Annotated in this window: 14 protein-coding genes; 10 read left to right on the top strand and 4 right to left on the bottom strand. The window is 59.4% G+C overall.

Annotated features, from left to right (window positions below; genetic code table 11):
* A partial coding sequence (locus AC5DB9_RS12550; protein ID WP_491732057.1) for an FAD-binding oxidoreductase occupies positions 1 to 897 on the bottom strand: 897 nt, incomplete at its 3' end.
* A gap of 97 nt (positions 898 to 994) precedes the next feature.
* Between AC5DB9_RS12550 and AC5DB9_RS12545 the strand changes: the two genes are divergently transcribed.
* Entirely contained in the window at positions 995 to 1,675 is a 681-nt protein-coding gene (locus AC5DB9_RS12545; RefSeq protein ID WP_272993857.1) for a class I SAM-dependent methyltransferase, read from the top strand.
* A 17-nt stretch (positions 1,676 to 1,692) separates the two neighbouring features.
* The gene (locus AC5DB9_RS12540; protein ID WP_272993858.1) at positions 1,693 to 2,118 is read left to right on the top strand and encodes an NINE protein; all 426 of its coding nucleotides are present in this window, start codon (positions 1,693 to 1,695) and stop codon (positions 2,116 to 2,118) included.
* A 15-nt stretch (positions 2,119 to 2,133) separates the two neighbouring features.
* Here the strand turns inward: AC5DB9_RS12540 and bcsG are convergent, their stop codons facing one another.
* The 3 genes from bcsG to AC5DB9_RS12525 are packed head-to-tail and all read right to left on the bottom strand — an operon-like array spanning position 2,134 to position 5,509.
* On the bottom strand, positions 2,134 to 3,750 hold the full coding sequence (bcsG, locus tag AC5DB9_RS12535) for a cellulose biosynthesis protein BcsG (protein ID WP_272993860.1): 1,617 nt from the start codon (positions 3,748 to 3,750) through the stop codon (positions 2,134 to 2,136).
* Positions 3,747 to 3,935 (bottom strand): hypothetical protein, encoded by a 189-nt coding sequence (locus AC5DB9_RS12530; protein WP_022957541.1) that lies wholly within the window; start codon positions 3,933 to 3,935, stop codon positions 3,747 to 3,749. Before AC5DB9_RS12530 ends, bcsG begins: the two co-directional genes overlap by 4 nt.
* Positions 3,932 to 5,509 carry a BcsE family c-di-GMP-binding protein gene (locus AC5DB9_RS12525; RefSeq protein ID WP_272993862.1) on the bottom strand — a complete coding sequence of 526 codons (1,578 nt, stop codon included), beginning with the start codon at positions 5,507 to 5,509 and terminating at the stop codon, positions 3,932 to 3,934. The genes AC5DB9_RS12530 and AC5DB9_RS12525 overlap by 4 nt, the downstream gene beginning before the upstream one ends.
* A gap of 215 nt (positions 5,510 to 5,724) precedes the next feature.
* Here AC5DB9_RS12525 and AC5DB9_RS12520 point away from each other — a divergent pair, with 215 nt between their 5' ends.
* From AC5DB9_RS12520 to AC5DB9_RS12485, 8 genes are all read left to right on the top strand, one after another.
* Positions 5,725 to 5,955, top strand: a complete 231-nt coding sequence (locus AC5DB9_RS12520; RefSeq protein WP_272993864.1) for a hypothetical protein — start codon at positions 5,725 to 5,727, stop codon at positions 5,953 to 5,955.
* A 50-nt stretch (positions 5,956 to 6,005) separates the two neighbouring features.
* Positions 6,006 to 6,755 (top strand): cellulose biosynthesis protein BcsQ, encoded by a 750-nt coding sequence (bcsQ, locus tag AC5DB9_RS12515; protein ID WP_272993865.1) that lies wholly within the window; start codon positions 6,006 to 6,008, stop codon positions 6,753 to 6,755.
* Positions 6,752 to 9,322: a UDP-forming cellulose synthase catalytic subunit gene (gene bcsA, locus AC5DB9_RS12510; protein ID WP_272993867.1), complete on the top strand. Its 2,571-nt coding sequence runs from the start codon at positions 6,752 to 6,754 to the stop codon at positions 9,320 to 9,322. Before bcsQ ends, bcsA begins: the two co-directional genes overlap by 4 nt.
* A complete protein-coding gene (gene bcsB / locus AC5DB9_RS12505; protein ID WP_272993869.1) occupies positions 9,319 to 11,568 on the top strand; it encodes a cellulose biosynthesis cyclic di-GMP-binding regulatory protein BcsB in 2,250 nt (749 codons plus the stop codon). Before bcsA ends, bcsB begins: the two co-directional genes overlap by 4 nt.
* A complete protein-coding gene (gene bcsZ, locus AC5DB9_RS12500; RefSeq protein ID WP_273009920.1) occupies positions 11,565 to 12,668 on the top strand; it encodes a cellulose synthase complex periplasmic endoglucanase BcsZ in 1,104 nt (367 codons plus the stop codon). Before bcsB ends, bcsZ begins: the two co-directional genes overlap by 4 nt.
* Positions 12,665 to 16,381 (top strand): cellulose synthase subunit BcsC-related outer membrane protein, encoded by a 3,717-nt coding sequence (locus tag AC5DB9_RS12495; protein WP_272991468.1) that lies wholly within the window; start codon positions 12,665 to 12,667, stop codon positions 16,379 to 16,381. The genes bcsZ and AC5DB9_RS12495 overlap by 4 nt, the downstream gene beginning before the upstream one ends.
* Positions 16,381 to 17,607: a glycosyltransferase family 4 protein gene (locus tag AC5DB9_RS12490; RefSeq protein ID WP_272991467.1), complete on the top strand. Its 1,227-nt coding sequence runs from the start codon at positions 16,381 to 16,383 to the stop codon at positions 17,605 to 17,607. Before AC5DB9_RS12495 ends, AC5DB9_RS12490 begins: the two co-directional genes overlap by 1 nt.
* Before the next feature lie 103 nt (positions 17,608 to 17,710).
* On the top strand, positions 17,711 to 18,466 hold the full coding sequence (locus AC5DB9_RS12485) for an amidohydrolase family protein (RefSeq protein WP_272991466.1): 756 nt from the start codon (positions 17,711 to 17,713) through the stop codon (positions 18,464 to 18,466).
* Positions 18,467 to 18,498: the final 32 nt, after the last annotated feature.

The following is an 18,498-nucleotide window of genomic DNA, read 5'->3' as shown; positions in this document are numbered from 1 at the left end:
ATCGCCGCGCGACGCGCCGTGCATAAAGCAACGTCGTTCAAACTGCTGAACAAAACGCGCACTGCCGCTGAGATAGACATGGTCGCCGCGCAGTGGTGCCAGTGCTCGCAGGGTGGATTCAAGGCTATCGTTGTCGTCCCACAGCGCCGTTTCAATATGGATGCCTTTATTGATGAGCCTGGATAGCTCCGGTGACTCATACAGGCCGGTTATGCGGCGAGCGCAGCGCAGCAGCACGATATTGTCGTACTGATCGTCCTCGGTCGCTGCGCCGGCGATGGCCAGCAGCGGTGCGAGGCCCGTGCCGCTGCCGATCAGCAACAGGCGTCGCGGTGTGCTGTCTTCGCGCAGCCGGAAGTCGCCGAATGGCCCCTGAAGCTGCAGCGTATCACCTGCGCTCAATCGGCAAAGGGCGTCACTGAGTCTGCCCTCAGGGTGGCGCTGGATATGAAAAACCAATGGGCCCTGGCTGGCGGGCAGTGCTGCCGAGTAGCAGCGCGTGTCGATGCCATTCAATGACAGGCTGAAATATTGTCCCGGTTGCCAGCGCAGGCTGCTGTCAAACTCAAGCCGCCAGACGGTGTCGCTGAGTTGCTCTGAGCGAGCAAGTGTTGCTGTGTGCCAGGGCTTTTGAGCGGACAGGCTGACCTCCAGCGAATGGTCTGCCGGTAATTGACAGGCGAGAAACTCGCCGTTGCGACATTGCGCTTCACTCAGTCCTTGTTGGGCTTCGACAAGCCTCTCTGTTGGGACCTGGTGACTTTGCAGGCAACAGCTCTGGCATACCCCGGCCAGACAGCCATGCGGAATGGCTTGTTGGTGGCGAAGCAGGCAGCCGAGCACGGTTTCGCCCGGCTCGCAGCTATAGGTCTGGCCTTTGAAGGTGAGGATAGGCATGGACTCGTTCATCGCAGGGTTGAGCTTGTTATGGTACTGAGCAAGCGGCCAAACCGCTACGTCGGTATACTGGAGCATGACTGTGGAGGAGAGCGCCGTGTCGGAATTTTCTGAGCAGGCCATTATTGAGGCGTGGCAAGAGAACGCTGAACCCTGGTGTGCGGCCTTGGCGAGCGGGGCGATCAAAAGCCGCGAAGCGATCACCAATCAGGCCATTGTTGATGCGATTTGCCGACTGCGGCCTCGCCGCGTGTTGGATATTGGTTGTGGTGAGGGCTGGTTATTGCAAGCACTGGCAGAGCAGGGCATTGCTGCCGAGGGCGTGGACGTGGTGCCGGAGCTGATCGACGCAGCCCGGCGTCGCGGCGCGCAATGTGAGTGTGTGAGCTACGAGGCATTGGCTCGTCGCCCCGCATCGCCAGATTACGATGTTATCGTCTGTAACTTCTCGTTATTAGGCGAGTCGCTGCAATCGCTGCTGGCGGCGCTGGTGGGACGGCTCGCCCCCGGCGGGCGCGTTCTGGTGCAAACCTTACATCCGGTATTCAGTCGCCCCGAGCGCTATCAGTCTGCCTGGCAGGCGGGAAGTTGGCAGGGACTGGAACCCGCACTGCAAAAGCAGTTCAAATCAGCGGCACCGTGGTTCTTTCGCCCACTGTCTGCCTGGAGCGAGCTATTCTGTGAATCCGGTCTGTTGATTGAACGTTGTGTTGAGCCGTCCAGTCAGCCGGGCGATCCAGCGGTATCCATCATTTTTCAATTGCTAGCAACCCCCTGAGAAAGAGGAGCCTGATCATGTCCAGCGCCCATAACAGCCCCGCCCGTGTTGATGACACGCACAGTCTGGCGGTTGCCTACGTGCTGTGGTTGTTCGGCTTTATGGGGGCGCACCGCTTTTATCTGGGGCGCCCCATCAGTGGGACCCTGTATTTCTTTACCCTTGGGCTGTTCCTCATCGGTTGGATTGTCGACCTGTTCCTGATGCCGATGATGGAGCGCGCTGCGGACTTTCGCTATCGCTCAGGAGCGACGAGTTACACGGTCGCCTGGGTACTGCTGACGTTTTTAGGGGTATTCGGCCTGCACCGTTTTTATATGGGCAAGTGGGTTACGGGGGTGATTTATCTGTTTACGGGCGGCTTTTTCCTGCTCGGCGTGATCTACGATTATTGGACATTGAACCGCCAAATCAGCGAAAGAAATGCGATGTTATTCAGTTAGCGTGCGAGTACCGATTCAGTACTCGCTCCAGGTTTTCTCATCCAGCGATAAATAGGTTTGGCCTTTCACCTGTATGACGGTGCTGCCTTCATTCTGGGATACTCGCTCGGTTTCCGGCATGCCGGACAGCCAATCGCCGGGGGCGAAACTGGCTCGTGAGAATAACTGCTCATCAAAAACTCGGGCGAGGATGCTGGCCACGGCCAGGAAACTGACAGGCTTATCGGTATACACCGTGTCGCCCTCGCGTCGGGTATCCGGTCCGATTAACTTCACCGCAGTGGGAACGCGAGTCAGAGCAGGACTGGGGATTTCCCGCATACCTGAAATTTGCATGGCGTCACCGCGCAGGGCGGCGCCGTGCTCAGGAATCATCACGACAACAACGTTGCGGCCGCTCTTTTCCAACTGATCGATAAAGGCGCCGATATCCTCAAACAGAATATTCAGGCGCCGACGGTAGCTGGCTTCATCGCGCAGTGAGCTGTCGCTCAGCAGCCGGTTGCCATCGTGCAAACTGATGGTGTTGTACAGCGCCATGGTCCGCTCGTTGCCACTAAGCTGTCGCTGTTGCCACCACTGGGTCAGCACATCCCGATCCCGGTATATCGGGTCGCCATTGAAGGCTTTCTGGCTTTGAGGCGCACCGGTGTGAGGGAGAAGTTCAGACTGAATATGGCCGTATCGGCGGGTGCGCTCGAGAAAGCTGTCGAACCGCCCGTCGTGGTTCATCAGCAGCGCATGCTCGTAGCCGCGCTGCGACAACTGCGAAAACAGCTGACATTCGGCAGGGCTTTCCTGATAGAGGTCACTGTGGGGAAGCTGGCCACAGCTGGCGTGGCTCAGTCGCAGAACGGCCGGGCCGCTGTAGGAGGTGGCAGAGTTAAATTGTTCGAACACCATATCGAAGCGCTGCAGCAGCGGATGGCGTTGTTGATTCACCGCTTCCAGATCGTCCCAACCCAGTGAACAAACACTGAGAAAAATGATATCGAAGGCCGCTTGCTCGGGATCCACTGCAGGAATGGCAACGCGACGTTGCTGTTCCTTGCTGAAGAAATTTTCCAGGTAGGCGTTGAGTGAGGCATCGCCACTCAGCGAGGTCGATTCGGGGATGGCGGACCTCGGCATCTGCGAGGTCGCTGCAACGGGGCGCGGAATATCGACCTCGGTGGGCGTGATATTGGCGATCGTAATCCCGAGCAGGGTGAGCAGTACGAAGGAGCTTATCCGCAGGAAGCGACTCACAAAGAGGTAGATCGCCAGCCCTACCGCTAATGGCAGCAGAGTGTCCTGGGGAATCAGCCGCAGGGTCAGTTCGAACAGATAGCCTGCATCGAATGTCAGCAGTTGATCCAGTTGTGCGAACAGGCGAGAGATGGGGGGCAAATTGCTCTCAAGTTGCAGGAGATAAACAGCGGCAACAATGCCAATGCTGTGCTTGGCGATCCTGAGTAGTGGCGCAGACATCGGCAGGACAAGAAATAACGCCAGTGCCAGATTCTCCAGCGGCAGGAAATCCAGTCTGCCGGTAAAGTGGAAGCCGAGTTTGGCAAGAAAATAGAGATTCCAGGCAGCAAGTTCCGGCAACTTAACGTTACTGATGTCAGTGGCTTGGGTGCGTTCCATCATTTTGACTGGGACTCCTGCGCCGGTAACGCGCCACGACGGGGTTTGTAGGGCTTCAGCGATCGCGGCTTGAGGCGGCTCAGCAGCCAGTGTTGTCCGCGGCTTAACAGCTCTCGAAAAAAGTAGCCGGCCAGAGCACCTGCCAGCAAGCCGCCGCCAAGCGTAATCAGGAAGTCTTCCAGATTCATGCCGAGTGCTCCGGTCCGCGGTTCAGCGTGATTCGCTGCGCAAAATGGATGTTGCTTCGCGGCATACTTTGCTGTGGGCTGGCGGCGGCCATTCTGTGGTTCAGCGTTTCCATGTAGTTGCTGTCGATCTCCGGCTTTGTGGTCTCCAAGCGAATAAGCAATTCATCCACCGTGGCGGCATCGTAATGGAGTTGCCGCCGGGCAAAGATGTCGTTGACCGGTAAGTCCATGCTGTTACGCAATGCGATATCCACGTCATCGGGATTGCAGGCGTAGAAAAACAGCAGAATACGGCCGTTGGCAACAGTGAGGAGGTCGCCACCCCGTCTCAGGCGGCACAGGCCCAGAGCTTGCTGAAGCCCGAGGTCGGGGAGTGGTTCCAATTCGATAATCAGGTGTTGCAGCTCGCTGAAGTGGCTGCTGTCAAAGGCGCGCCGCGCAATACGTGAGAAGGTGCTTGGCTCGGCATAGCCCTGGTGCTGAGCATCCGGCCGGCTCTCCATAAGCTGGGCCATGCTGGGGGGGAGTGGCCGACGAAAAACCTGTCCCTGTACGGCGCTGATCATGCTGCGCAGATTGTGCCCCCGCAAGGTGTGGGGAATCAGCAGATTGCAGCCCGCGCGCAGCAGGTAACCTTCGTCAGAGGAGCGAAGACAGCGCCGGGTCTCTCTGATGACGATTTTCAGTTGTTCCCCCCGGGCGCAACGCAGTTGGTAGACGATTGCAGCAAGGGCATCGATCTCCCCGGCACTGCGCAGACCGAATACCACCGTTGCCGCGACCGCCTCGTTGAGATGCGCGGCCAGTTCGCTGTTGCTGCCATATTCCGCAAGTGTTTCCACCCGGCTGTGCAGTTCTTCGCCCAGGCCCTTGAGCGTATAAATGACGTCCACATCGGCGGGCATGGCCTCGAGGTGCTGCCGGGGAGGGTGCAGTCGACTGAGTTGTCTGGCTTGAAAGTGCTTGTCCAGCTCAAGAAACAATTCCTGACGGGTGAACAGTGCGTCGGGGAGTTGCCAGTGTTCCACCAGCAGTGAGTATTGGTAGTCGCCCACAGGGGTTTGACTGGCAAGTCCGGACAGCACGCGGCTGTGCAAACGCAACAAGGGACGCAGGGTATGACAGGAGCCATGTATCAGCAGCAGCAGGCGCAATTGTCGCTGATCACAAAAGCGGCGCCATGCCGCGAGCATTTCCCCCAGCCGGGCAGGACCACTGTGCCCAAGACTGGTTTCATTGATCACCAGGCACAGTCCTGATGCTTTTGGCAGTTTCAGGCGCCGGCAGTCGCGCAACAGGCTACGTAGCTGCAGGGCCGGTTCAAAGGCGGAGCGATCGCCAAAAAAACTGCCAAGTCGTCGGCTGTTGCACAGGGTGTCGAGTCGCTCGGACTCCCCCTCGGAGAGGTCGCCAAACACCTCGGCCTGCTTTTCCTGAAAGACCAGACAGTGATGGCTGTCTTTAACCAGATTCAGCGTGCCGATAAAATCTTTACGCTCGTTTGCCAGCACGCAATAGAGGCCAGGCTGCAACAGGGTGCGTTGTAATATTTCCTGCGGCGGGGCTGTCGGCATCAGCGCATTGGCTCCGTGACGATATGGCTGGAGAGAAACGGTTTCGCGTAAACTGGCGTCAACTATAGCCCATGCGTTATATCAATGACTAGCATCACACTTTTATGGCATTGTAGTAGCAATACCCGCTAAGCCCCTTTTTTCCTAGTGAATATTCCTCACTTCAATGTGCAGTATGTCGGGGAAAAGGGTGCGGTTTCAGGAGAATTGGACGCATGACTTCGCAAACGCCGTCACCACCCAATCAGCAGGACGCTATTGCCGAAAGCGCGAACGCAAAGCCGGCGATCAGTCGCGATATTCAGCGCGTGGTTCGTGCGCTGGATGCCGGTGATGACTTCGCCTATTTTGAGAGTCGCCGCATTTCCGAACGGGATGACGTTCTGACCCGCTGGCCGCTGCTGGCGGACATCGATGGCGCTGCCAATTCCTCGGAAGCAGGTTAAGTGACTGTGCAGGACTTCCACATGTTATCTGATCGCTTGGGGGCCGTGCCTTGTATACCCTGCTGATTACCGGAGTCTGTGGCGGAGCGGGGGTAACGTCCGTGACCGCGAATCTGGCCGCGGCGATGCAGCTGCAGGGTATGCGCTGCCTGGTGCTGGATCTCAATCCGGCAAATGTACTCCGCTACAGCTTTGCGATTCGTCATGATGAAAAGGCTGGCTGGGCGCGCGCCAGCGTTGACGGTAAGCCTTGGCAAGAGGCGGCCTATGCCGCGCACCACGGCGTGACAGTTCTGCCCTTTGGCGAGTTGTCGGCGGCGGAAGTGCGTGAATACCACTTAGATGCCAGCGCTATTGTTGAACGACTCGAGGTGATGCTCGCGGCGCTGCGTGATATGGCCTACGACTGCGTATTGATCGATGGTCCGGCTGCGTTTCAGTTTGCAGAGGTGGCCCAAGTCAGCAACCGCCTGTGGGTGACAACGCCATCTGCTGGCGCCTACGCCATGTTGAAGCGCTGTGGAGAGTCGTGGTTGGGCGACAGCCTGGACAGCAAAAGCCATCTACTGATCAATCGCCTGTCTCCCCATATTCCTCTGGAGCAGGATATTGCCGGTCTGCTTAAACAGGATTTTGCGACCGCGTTGACGCCCAACGGCATACACGAAGACCTCGCCGTAGCCGAAGCGCAGGCGCTGTTCGCCACCGCATTGGAAACCGCCGTAGACAGTCAGGCGACGAAGGATTTTCAGGCATTGGCGCGATTTTATCTGACGGTGGCGCGAGGGCGCCCAGCGTGAGTTTGAGAGGCTTGTTGCGAGAGCGGTACGAGGCCTACTGCGCGGGACGTCGACCCAGCGCGGCGGGCAAACTCCTGCTGTGGAGCTGGTTATGGCTGTCGGCGCTGTTTTTGCAAAATCGCATCGGCGGACTGCCGAGCTGGCAGGTGCCGCGTTACCTTTTTCCGCAAGTGGATTTGTTACAGCCGCGCTGGAGTGACCCTCTCCGCGCATTGGTTCAGGTGGGGTGGTTGCTGTTTGTTCGTCGGCAGGCGGTGCCCGGTTACATCGATCTATGGGGAGCTATTTCCCGGCTGAGGCGCTGGCTGCGTTTACACATGAGGCGGCTGTCCTTGCGTGCGATTGCGGCCTATCGCGCGCAATTCAGTGAGGAGCTGGCGCGCAGGGGGCTGGATGTTCCGCCGTGGCAAAAGCCCGGCAGTGGCCGGTCCAAGGGACTAAAGGCGCTGCTGATTGTCTGTCTTGCGCTGCTCTGTATTACCGTGCCTCTGGAACTGGCCGGACAATTTGCACTGGGCGCGTCGCTGTTTGTCGTTTTGTTGATCTGTAATCGCCTGCCTGGACGCTTTCCCCGCATGCTGATGATTGTGCTGTCGCTGCTGGCGTCCTGCCGCTACATCTGGTGGCGTTGCACCAATACGCTTAATTTCGATGACCCCCTGGGTTTGGCGCTGGGTATTCTACTGCTGTTGGCTGAACTGTATGCCTGGGTGGTACTGGTGCTGGGGTATTTTCAGAATATCTGGCCGCTTAACCGTCCGCTGGCCGCCTTGCCTGAGGACCGCCAGAAGTGGCCCACGGTTGATATTCTGGTGCCGACCTACAACGAAGAGTTGGATGTTGTTCGGGCAACCATTTACGCCTGTCTGGGGTTGGATTGGCCGGCGGACAAATTGAATATTTACATTCTGGACGACGGTCGCCGCGAGAGTTTTCGGGCGTTCGCCAGTGACGTCGGGGTGAAATATATAACCCGTACTGACAACCGTCATGCCAAGGCGGGGAATATCAATCACGCTCTCAAGCAGATAGACGGCGAGTTTGTGGCTATTTTTGATTGCGACCACATTCCCACTCGAGCGTTTCTGCAGGTGGCAATGGGCGGCTTTCTGCAGGATTCAAAGCTGGCGCTGGTGCAGACGCCGCACCACTTTTTTTCGCCCGATCCCTTCGAGCGTAACCTGAGCAATTTCCGCAAGGTCCCCAACGAGGGCGGATTGTTTTACGGTCTGATTCAGAACGGGAACGACCTTTGGAATGGCACCTTTTTCTGTGGCTCCTGCGCGATTATCCGCCGCGCACCCTTGGATGAAATCGGCGGTATCGCTGTCGAGACGGTGACCGAAGATGCCCATACCTCGCTGCGCTTGCATCGGCGCGGCTACCGTTCCTCGTATGTGCGCGCGCCGGTCGCAGCGGGGCTGGCCACCGAAACCTTGTCGGCCCATATCGGCCAGCGCATTCGCTGGGCGCGCGGTATGAGCCAGATTCTGCGTATCGACAATCCGCTGAAGGGCAAGGGCCTGCAGTGGCCGCAGCGGCTCTGCTATTTCAATGCCATGCTGCACTTCCTGTCGGGAATTCCGCGCCTGATTTTTCTGGTGGCACCGCTGGCATTTCTGTTGCTGCATACCTACATCATCTATGCGCCCGCGGCTATGCTGTTCCTGTATGTGCTGCCACATATGGTGTATGCCTCGGTGGTGAATGCGCGCATTCAAGGGCGCTACCGGCACTCATTCTGGGGTGAGATCTACGAAACGGTATTGTCCTGGTATATCGCCCGGCCAACCGCCGTGGCCCTGTTTGCGCCGGATAAAGGCAGTTTTAACGTCACTGCCAAAGGCGGGCTGATTTATGAAAAGTATTTTGACTGGGTGATGTCCCGGCCTTACATACTGCTGGTTGTCGCCAATTTGATCGGATTGGCGGTGGGCATCGGCTGGCTGCTCCGTGGTGCTGGTGAGGAAACCGGCGCGGTGCTGCTCAATCTATCTTGGACTTTTTACAATTTGCTGATTCTTGGCGGCGCTGTCGCGGTTGCTGCTGAGGCCAAGCAGCAGCGCCGTGATCATCGCGTGGAGCTGTCCCTGCCAATCAGCCTGCGTCTGGAAGATGGTCATGTGCTGCAGGCGCGGTTGCGGGATTTCTCTCTCAGCGGATTGCGGGTGCAACTTTCTCCCCGTGCCTGCGAGGGCATTGGTCACCACGCCACCGTGGTTCTTGATCGCGCTGGGCGCGAATACAGTTTTCCCGTTTCGGTGGTTTACAAAGGGCGAGAGACCTTGGGGCTGCAACTGCGAGACCGTTCGCCCGCCAGCATGATCAATTACGTGCAGTGCACCTTTGCTCGCGCCGATAACTGGGTTCGCTGGAAACGCGGTATGCGTACTGACCGGCCCTTAAAGAGCATGGGCGCCGTGATGGCCGTGAGCCTGATGGGGTATCGCCGCCTGCTGCGCGCAGCCCCTCAGCCGATTCCCCGCATGTTAGATGCATTACTCTCAATGATTCACTGGGTGGTCAGTCTGCGCCCCCAGCCTGTTTCGATAAGGACAGATGGATGACGACGAAACGCCAACGCGCTTATTTGCGGCCATTACAAACGCTGGCAGCCCTGCTGGTGCTGAGCGGTTTTTCCCCGGCTCAGGCACAGGGCGTGGATGTTGAGCAGCCTCCTCTGGAGGAAAGTCGCTACAGCCTTCAGGACCTGGGTTATGGACGCAGTGCCAAATTGCGGGGCAGCGAAAGCAGCGTCTCGCTGAATTTCGGGTCGCGTCTGGACGAGCTGGTTGAGGCCGCTGAGTTGCATCTGAACTACTCTGCGTCACCGGCGTTGATGGCCAAACTGTCACACCTGAAGGTTTACCTGAATGGCGAATTGATGGGGGTGACGGCTATCGACGACGAGTCGCGCCTGCAACGCAACACGGTGATTCCCCTGCAACCGCGTTATCTATCTGACTTCAACCAATTGCGAGTAGAGCTGATCGGTCATCTGGACAAAGACTGCTGGAGTCCGGACGACGTCAGTATCTGGAGTGAGCTGGGTGCGTCCACAGAGCTGCGGCTGTTCAGCCGGGCACTGCCGCTGGCGAATGATTTGGCACTGCTGCCCGCGCCGTTTTTCGATGGCAACGACTATCGTCCGTTGGAACTGCCCGTTGTCATGAGCGGCGAAAACAGTCTGGAACGTCTGCGGGCGGCGGGTATTGGCGCCTCGTGGTTTGGTGCCCAGGCGGCCTGGCGAGGCGCGAGCTTTCCGGTAACGGATACACTGCCGGAGCAGCATGCGCTGGTGCTGATGACCAATAGTCAGCGGCCTGAAGCGCTGCGGGATTATCCGCCGGTAGAGGGGCCGACGCTGGAAGTGATGGCGCTGCCGGACCGTCCTGAAGTGAAATACCTGTTAGTACAGGGGCGCGACGATGCCGATCTTGTTGAGGCCATGAAGGGGCTGGCTATTGGCAGCGCGCTGCTGTCGGGCTCCGTGGCAGAAATCCGCAACGTCAAACAACTCAAACCCCGCAAACCCTATGATGCGCCCAACTGGCTGCCGACGGATCGACCGGTGCGCTTCGGCGAGTTGGTCAACGATCCCTCCCAATTGCAGGTGTCGGGACGCACTCCGGCGCCGGTTAGCTTATCGTTCCAGCTACCGCCGGACCTCTTCACCTGGCGCAGCCGCGGTATTCCGGTGGATTTGCAATATCACTATTCCCCGCCAATCGAAGACGACAACGGCTCGCAGTTGAGCATGCTGGTCAACGGCCAGTTTGTGGAGGCTTATCACTTGACGCGCAGTGGCGTATCGGGCGAGTTGAACAGTTTGCGTGTGCCGTTGCTGGACGACAGCCTGCTGGGTAACAGCCAGTTGCTGCGTATTCCGGCATTTAAAGTGGGCAGCCGCAACCAGCTGTTGTTTGAGTTCGACTTTGCCGGTATCGCCAATGGCGAGTGCAAGAGCATCCCACCGGCGCGTCGCTATGCGGTGGTTGATGCGGACTCGACGCTGGATTTCACCGGCTTTCCTCATTACATAGAAATGCCCAATCTGCGCGCCTTCAGCAATGCTGCCTATCCGTTTACCCGCATGGCAGACCTGTCGGAGACGGCGGTGCTGTTGCCGCAGCCGCAGAACGCACAAGTCGTGGAAACCTATCTGCAAATGATGGGTTTTGCGGGTTCCAGCGCGGGCTACCCCGCACTGGGCGTGTCGCTGCTCAGTGATTGGGACAAGAGCCAGTTGCAGGACAAAGACGTGCTGTTGATCGCCGCCAACCCCAGTCTGGATGACATTGCCGACGATGAGTTGCCACTACTGATCAAAGAGGCCAATCGCAGCCTGTTGCAGCCGCGCTCCAACCGCCGTATCGAGTTTGCGCCAGAGGGGGGCTCGGGACCCGATCTGGCGAAGAGCGTGTCTCAGGTTCAGGTGCGGGCAAACGGGCCGTTCTCTGCCATGGTGGGAATGCGCTCGCCGTTTGATCGCGACCGCAGCGTGGTATCCCTGCTGGCCTCGGCGCCCGGCGACTTTGCCGATCTGCGTGACAGTCTGGCCGACAGCGGCAAGGTGCCCTTTATGTATGGCACCGTGGTCACCGTGCGCGGCGAACAGGTAGCCAGCTTTAATGTGGGCGACAAGTATTTTGTCGGCAAGCTGCGGGTATGGGACCTGATCTGGTTCCACTTCTCCCGCCATCCCGTCATCCTCGGGCTGATCAGCGCGGTCATCTGCCTGATGCTGGCCGTTGTGCTGTGGCGAATTCTCAGTGGCGTTGCGCGCCGTCGCCTGTATCGGGAGGGGCCGTGAGGCGACTGCTCGTCTTTGGTGTCTTTTTGCTCGCAGCGGTGTCAGCGCAAGCCGACGATTGCCGCTGGCCGCAGTGGGAGACCTTTGCCGCGCAGTACATCGACAAGGGACGTGTGGTAGATGGCAGTGATCCCCGGCAGATCACCACCTCGGAAGGTCAGGCCTATGGTTTGTTCTTTGCGCTGATAGCCGGTGATCGCGCCCGGTTTGATCAGTTGCTGAACTGGACGGAGACCCATTTGGCGGCCGGGGATCTCAGCCGTCATTTGCCCGCCTGGCTGTGGGGGCAAGATGCCGACGGCGGCTGGCGGGTGCTCGATCAAAATGCGGCATCGGATGCCGATCTATGGATGGTGTATGCCTTGAATGAGGCGGGGCGACTTTGGCGTGAACACCGCTACCGCAGCAAAGCCTACTGGCTGGCAAAGCGCATCGTGGCCGACGAGAGCCGGGTGGTAGCCGAGCATGGCCGTCTCCTGTTGCCCGGGCCGGAAGGCTTTGTTCTGGCGGATGGCGACTACCGGCTCAATCCCAGCTATGTGCCCCCGCAATTGCTCCAGTCTTTTGCGCAAAATTACCCCCACTCAGCTTGGCCTGCCTTGGCGGCCAGCAGTCAGCGGTGGTTGCTGGCCGCGTCGCCCAAGGGTTTTGCGCCGGACTGGCTGCGCTGGCGCGACGGTCAAATTCTGCCCGACCCCAAACACGGCAGCCAAGGGAGTTACGATGCGATTCGCGTTTACCTGTGGTTGGGCATGATGCATGCCGACGCTGAGGGACGCGATGCGCTGCTGGCAGGCTATACACCGATGATCGATGCTGTGCTGGCACAAAATGCGGTGCCTGAACGCTGGAATGCGGTGTCCGGCGAGTATCGGGGCCGCGGCCCCTTCGGGTTTAAGGCGGCCATGCTGCCACTGCTCAAAATGGCGGAGCAGGAACTCGCCGCGTCGCGATTTGCTGTGGACGTAGTTCAGGCACAGAGCGAGAGCAAGGGGAGACAGGCCTATTACAGTCAGGTTCTCAGTCTGTTTGGCCTCGGCTGGTGGCAGGGGCGCTACCGGTTTGACGCACAGGGTCAGCTAACGGGAGTCTGTTCATGAGGCGGCTGCTGTGGGGGAGCCTGCTGGTTGTTGTGGCCTTGCTGATCTGGCAAACGCTGCGGCCGCTGCCGTCAACAATGAAAAATGACTATGCCATCGAGCTGGGGGAGCGAGAGCTGGCGCCGAAAGCGGAGCGCCTCGACGAGGGCCTGACAGCGCGCTTTCGGGCGCAGTTGCTGGAAGCCGAATTGCTGGAGCGGGAAGATCTGCTGGCCAACCGTCTGAAGCGCTTCCGGGCGCTGGCGCCCGAATCGACATTGCTGCCCGTGTATGAAATCTGGCTCGCGCTGCGTGAAAACCGCGAGGATGTTGCGCGGGCCGCACTTGCACATTTGCAGCGTCAGGAGGGCGAATCGCCACTGGCCGTGCAACTCGATGATTTGATTACTGCCCAAACCGGCAAGCGCGGCGCGCTCCAGCAGGCGAGGGTGATGGCGCTGGCAGGGCGCTCTCGCGAAGCGCTGCGGCATTATGCCGAGTTGTTTCCCAATGGTTTCGCACTGATCTCCACTGAGCTTGAATATCTGAGGATTCTGGCGCAGTTAGATGGTCGGCGCCCGGAAGTCATCCGTCGCCTGGAAAGCCTGAATCGTCAGTACCCGGACAATGGCCCGCTGCAATATGCATTGGCCGACCAGCTGATGTCCGTCAATGTGTCCAGTCCGCGTGGACAAACCATGCTGCGGGCGCTGCTGGACAACCCGTCCATGGCCTTGCAGGCAGCCTACCGCTGGTCGTCAGCCATGCAGCGCCAGCCGATTACTGCCCGGCGTGTGGAGAATCAGCGCCTGCTGGCAGAGCGCTTCCCCGACACGCTGCAATTTCAGCAGGCCTTTGAACTGGCGCAGGACGACTGGCAGGCTGAACGCCAGCGCCTTCGAGACCCGTATTACCGAGCAAAACTTCAGGGTTTGGCTTTGCTGGATCAGGAGCGGAATACGGCGGCCCAACAACGCCTGAACTATGCCCTGAAAGGTCGACCTCAAGATGCGGAAATACTGGGCGGGCTGGGCTTGCTGGCCCTGCGTCGTGGAGAGCACTCTCCGGCGCTCAACTATTTTCAACTGGCCGCCCGCTACAACAAGGACCCGGATCAGGTGAGCCGCTGGGAGTCGTTAATCACGACGACTCGGTATTGGCAGGCCCTGCGACGCGGCGAGGCCGAAATGGACGACGGCCGTTACGAAGCGGCGAGACAGAGTCTGCTTCAGGCGCTCGCCTTAAAGCCGGACGCCGAGGATGCCCGGCTGGCACTGGCACAGTTGTCTCTGCGTCAGGGTGACTGGGCCAGTGCAGAGCGCTATTACGATGATGTTCTTCGTCGTGACCCAGGCAACACTGCGGCACTGTGGGGGCGGTTTTCCGTCATCCAAGCACTTGATGGCGACGCCGCGGCAGTGCGCTACTACCATCAGTTGAGCACGGCTCAGCAACAAAATGTCGCGGAGCCTTGGCAGGATTGGCAACTCGCCCGAGCGGAGCGCGAGTTGGCTGCCGCAGAGCGCGTTGATGATCAGCTTGCCGCCATCGAGCGCTTACTGGCGCTGGCGCCGTCATCGCCCTGGTTGCGCAGTGACATCGCGTCTCGCCTGCGCGCACTGGGGCAGCCGGAGCGCGCCGACCGCCTGATGGCGCAGTGGGCTGACGATGATCGCAGCCCGGATATGCAATTCTCCTACGCCTTGTATTTGGCCTCCCAAAATCGCATTGACGCTGCGGCGGCGCGTCTGGAGGCCGTGCCAAGTGCGCAGCGCAGTGCGGCCATGCAGCGCAATCTGGCGCGTTGGCGCGGAAATCTTGCGCTGGCGGGTGGCAATACGCTCAGTGATGCCGAGCGCGGCCAGCAATTGCGGCAGTTGGAACAGGACTTTGCCGATCAGCCCGATGTGCTGCTGAATCTGGCCGGCCGCTGGATCGACCTCGGCGAGCCTGAGCGCGCGCCTCGGATCGTTAAAGGCTTGGAACCCGTCGCCACACAGCCATTTTACCGGCAGTTGGAAATCGCTCGGCTTTGGTTGGCGCTGGACGATTTTCAGACCTTTTCAGACTGGCATCGACAGGCATTGGGGCAGCCGCTTACGCCAGAGCAGCGCCGGACGCTGAATGCCTTGAGCGGTGAGTATGAACTGGCGCTGGGGCGTCATGAGGAGCAGCGCGGAAAGGCCGTGCTGGCCTGGTCGCATTATCGGCGTGCGGCCGCGCAACCGGGAGACCATCAGCTCGACGCGCGCATTGCTTTGCTGCGCTTGAGCGCGGAACTGGATAATTCGTCTGAATTCGACAGTCAGTCAGCGTATTTGATGGCGCATCAGCAGACGCTGAGTGACGGCCAACTACTGGCGCTGGCCGAGGCGATGGGTACAGCCGGACAGCCGCAGGCGCAGCGGCAACTGTTGACGACGTTGTTGCGGCGGCCGGAGGTGTCGGATCAGAGTCTGCGCAGTGCCATGCAACAGGCCGAGGCCAGTGGCGACTGGGCGGCGGCGGAAAACTTTGCGTATGCGGCACTGCAAAAAGCGGCGGGGTCGCCGCAACTCAAGCTCCAACTCAGCAAGCGCGAGCAGCGCGCGCTGTATAGTCAGGCGGACCGGAATTACTGGCTGAGCAGCAATGTGCTCGGCAGCATCGACCGCTATCGTGCGCGTCGTCAGGGGCATCTGAAAGTTGGCTTCGATCTGAATGACCGTCGCTCGGGTACGCGAGTGCAGCAGATTCCCGTGGAGCTTCGCTGGCCCGTGCCTCGCTACGACGGTCATCTGCTGGTCAGAGTGGACCGCGTCACGATCGATTCCGGCAGAGAGGATTACCTCGACAGCGATGGTGCCGTGCCGCCGTCAATAACCCGCATTCCATTTTCTGAAAAGGCCAGTGGCACGGCCGTCGGTGTGGGCTGGCAAGCGGCAAACTGGCAGGCCGACATCGGCAGCAGTCCTCTGGGTTTCAAGGTTTCCGACTGGGTAGGCGGCGTGACGGTGAACGGTGATCTCGGCCAGTTTGGCTGGCGAGCGACATTGTCGCGTCGACCTGAGACCGGCACCGCCTTGTCTTATGCTGGCATGACCGTACCCGGGGCGGCGGCAACGGGTGCCGACCGAGACTGGGGCGGAGTGATGCGCAGCGGTGCCAAACTGGGTTTCAGTCACGATCTTGGTGGCAAATACGGTTTCTGGAGCAGCCTTCAGTATCACCTGCTGCAGGGCGATGATGTTGAAGACAATACCCGCATGGGTTTACTGGGGGGCGTCTATCGCCGACTGCTGAATGAGCCGGATCGCACGCTGCGCGTCGGCGTGAATGTGATGCATCTGCGCTATGACAAGAACTTGAGCGAATACAGTTTGGGGCACGGGGCCTACTACAGCCCGCAACAGTATCTGTCGCTGTCACTGCCGGTGCGGTATTACGGCCGTGTGGCTGACAGTTGGTCGTATCTGTTGGGGGCGTCGCTGTCGCATTCCTGGACGCAAACCGATGCGCCGTACCGTCTGGGCGGCAGCGACAGTGATGGCGGCGGTGCCGGTTATTATCTGGAAGCGGCGATTGAAAAACGCGTGACACGGCGGTGGTTTGTCGGCGTTGCTGCGGATATTCACCGCGCCGACTTTTACGAGCCGAATCACATCGCCCTGTATCTCAAGTATCAGTTCGATGAGCGCTGGCAGTTGATTGAAACGCCGCCCGAGGCGCCGATTCCCTACAGTGATTTTGACTGATGTCCCCGGTTAAGCGCGCCTTGTTTATCGGCCATGTCTGGCCCGAACCCCGCTCATCGGCGGCGGGGGCGCGCAGCATGGATTTGATTCAGGCGCTGCAGGCCTGGGGTTGGCAGGTGACGGTGTCCAGCGCGGCACAGTTGTCGCCGCATCGCGCAGACCTGTCTGCACTGGGTATCGACGAGCTGGAAATTCGCCTGAACTGCGACAGCTTCAATGCCCAGCTCGCTAAGCTGCAACCGCAGCTGGTGATCTTTGATCGCTTTCTGAGTGAAGAGCAATTTTCCTGGCGGGTAGAAGAGGTCTGTCCAGAGGCGTTGCGCGTGCTGGATACCCAGGATTTGCACAGTCTGCGTGAAGCCCGCCAGCAGGCCATCAAGCGCGGCGGCGAACCGGAGCTGCACAGCGAGCTGGCGCAGCGGGAGCTGGCGGCGATCTGGCGCAGTGATCTGAGTCTGATCATTTCCGACTACGAAATGAGCCTGCTGCAACAGCACTACGGCGTGTCGGCGTCGCTGCTTCATTACTACCCGTTGCTCAGCGAGGGGCGTCAGCCCGCCTCGGACTTTGACGGGCGCAAGCACTGTCTGTGTATTGGCAATTACCGCCACGCGCCCAATTGGGATGCCCTGCAGTATCTGCGGCGGGATATCTGGCCCGTGCTGTGCAAGCGCCTGCCGGAGGCAGAATGCCACGTCTACGGCGCTTACCCACCGCCCAAGGCGATGCAACTACACAGTGACAAGCTTGGGTTTCTGATTAAGGGCTGGGCGCCCGATGCTCGGGCAGTGATGCGAGACGCCAAACTCTGCCTGGCGCCGCTGCGCTTTGGCGCAGGACAGAAAGGTAAGCTGCTGGAAGCGATGGAGTGCGGGACTCCCTCGGTGACCTCTGCGGTGGGTGCGGAGGGGATGGGGAACTCAGAGACCTGGGGCGGTTACCTTGCCGATACGCCGGAGGCGTTTGTTGACGCCTGCGTCGCCCTGTATCGAGACGCTACCGCCTGGCAGCAGGCCCAGCAGCGCGGTGATGCGCTGCTGACGCGCTTTGATCGACAATCCCATTTACGGCAGCTTAGAGAGCGTTTAAGTACGCTGTCAGTTGAGCGTGATGCCGGCAGAAAGGCCAATTTCATCGGCGCCATGCTGCGTCACCACAGCCTGCGCAGCCACCGCTATATGTCCCAATGGATTGCCGCTAAGAACCGTTTTTCCGCTGCTGAGTAGCAGGGGGTTGCGGTTTGCATTGCCTTTGGAATTCTGCCATTTTGTTGCGTCTGGCTGTTTTTTGATCAAATAAATAGTGCTGCCCCGCAAAGAGGACGGCGTCATGGATCACATGATTTTCGATGCGCATCTGCACATTATTGACCCGGCGTACCCATTGGTCAGTAACGAAGGCTATCTTCCCGATCCCTATACCGTCGATGACTACGTCGGTCAGACGGTCGAGCTGGGGATTGGTGGTGGAGCCGTGGTCTCCGGTTCTTTCCAGAGTTTTGATCAGTCTTACCTGCAGGCCGCGTTGGCCAATCTTGGACCGCACTTTGTCGGCGTTACCCAGTTGCCTCTCGATGTCTCCGACGAATCGCTGATGGCTCTCGATGCCTGCCGGGTTCGGGCTCTGCGTTTTAATGTACGGCGCGGCGGTCGGGAGGCCGTTGAACACCTGAGCTATTTTGCCGAGCGCGTGCACGAAATGCTCGGTTGGCACGCCGAGATTTATTGCGACAGTCGTCACTTGGGCGAACTTGAAACCGCCTTGTGTCGATTACCTGCGGTGAGCATTGACCATCTCGGGCTGAGCAAAAAAGGCCTGCCGCTGCTGTATCGTCTGGTAGAGAAGGGCGTGCGGGTGAAGGCCACGGGGTTCGGACGGGTGGATTTTGCTGTGAGCCAGGTGCTGAGGCGCCTCTACGACATCAATCCTCAGGCGCTGATGTTCGGTACAGACCTGCCGTCGACTCGCTCGCCGAGACCGTTCAACCCTGTGGATATCGAAATCATTGGCAACACCTTGGGAGACGACGGTGCAAGGCGGGTGCTCTGGGAAAATGCTGCCGAGTTTTACCGCTTGCCGAATTGAGCTGCGGTGACCGCCGCCATGTTTTTGCCTTG

Source organism: Spongiibacter sp. (genome assembly GCF_984394615.1).
Note: the sequence above shows the minus strand (reverse complement) of the source record. Positions and strands in the feature narration are given on the sequence as shown.

Bases quoted from the DNA above. Each gene is read 5' to 3' on its own strand.
- AC5DB9_RS12540 (WP_272993858.1), top strand. From the start codon at position 1,693: ATGTCCAGCGCCCATAACAGCCCCGCCCGTGTTGATGACACGCACAGT.
- bcsG (WP_272993860.1), bottom strand. From the start codon at position 3,750: ATGATGGAACGCACCCAAGCCACTGACATCAGTAACGTTAAGTTGCCG.
- AC5DB9_RS12530 (WP_022957541.1), bottom strand. From the start codon at position 3,935: ATGAATCTGGAAGACTTCCTGATTACGCTTGGCGGCGGCTTGCTGGCA.
- AC5DB9_RS12525 (WP_272993862.1), bottom strand. From the start codon at position 5,509: ATGCCGACAGCCCCGCCGCAGGAAATATTACAACGCACCCTGTTGCAG.
- AC5DB9_RS12520 (WP_272993864.1), top strand. From the start codon at position 5,725: ATGACTTCGCAAACGCCGTCACCACCCAATCAGCAGGACGCTATTGCC.
- bcsB (WP_272993869.1), top strand. From the start codon at position 9,319: ATGACGACGAAACGCCAACGCGCTTATTTGCGGCCATTACAAACGCTG.
- AC5DB9_RS12495 (WP_272991468.1), top strand. From the start codon at position 12,665: ATGAGGCGGCTGCTGTGGGGGAGCCTGCTGGTTGTTGTGGCCTTGCTG.
- AC5DB9_RS12490 (WP_272991467.1), top strand. From the start codon at position 16,381: ATGTCCCCGGTTAAGCGCGCCTTGTTTATCGGCCATGTCTGGCCCGAA.
- AC5DB9_RS12485 (WP_272991466.1), top strand. From the start codon at position 17,711: ATGGATCACATGATTTTCGATGCGCATCTGCACATTATTGACCCGGCG.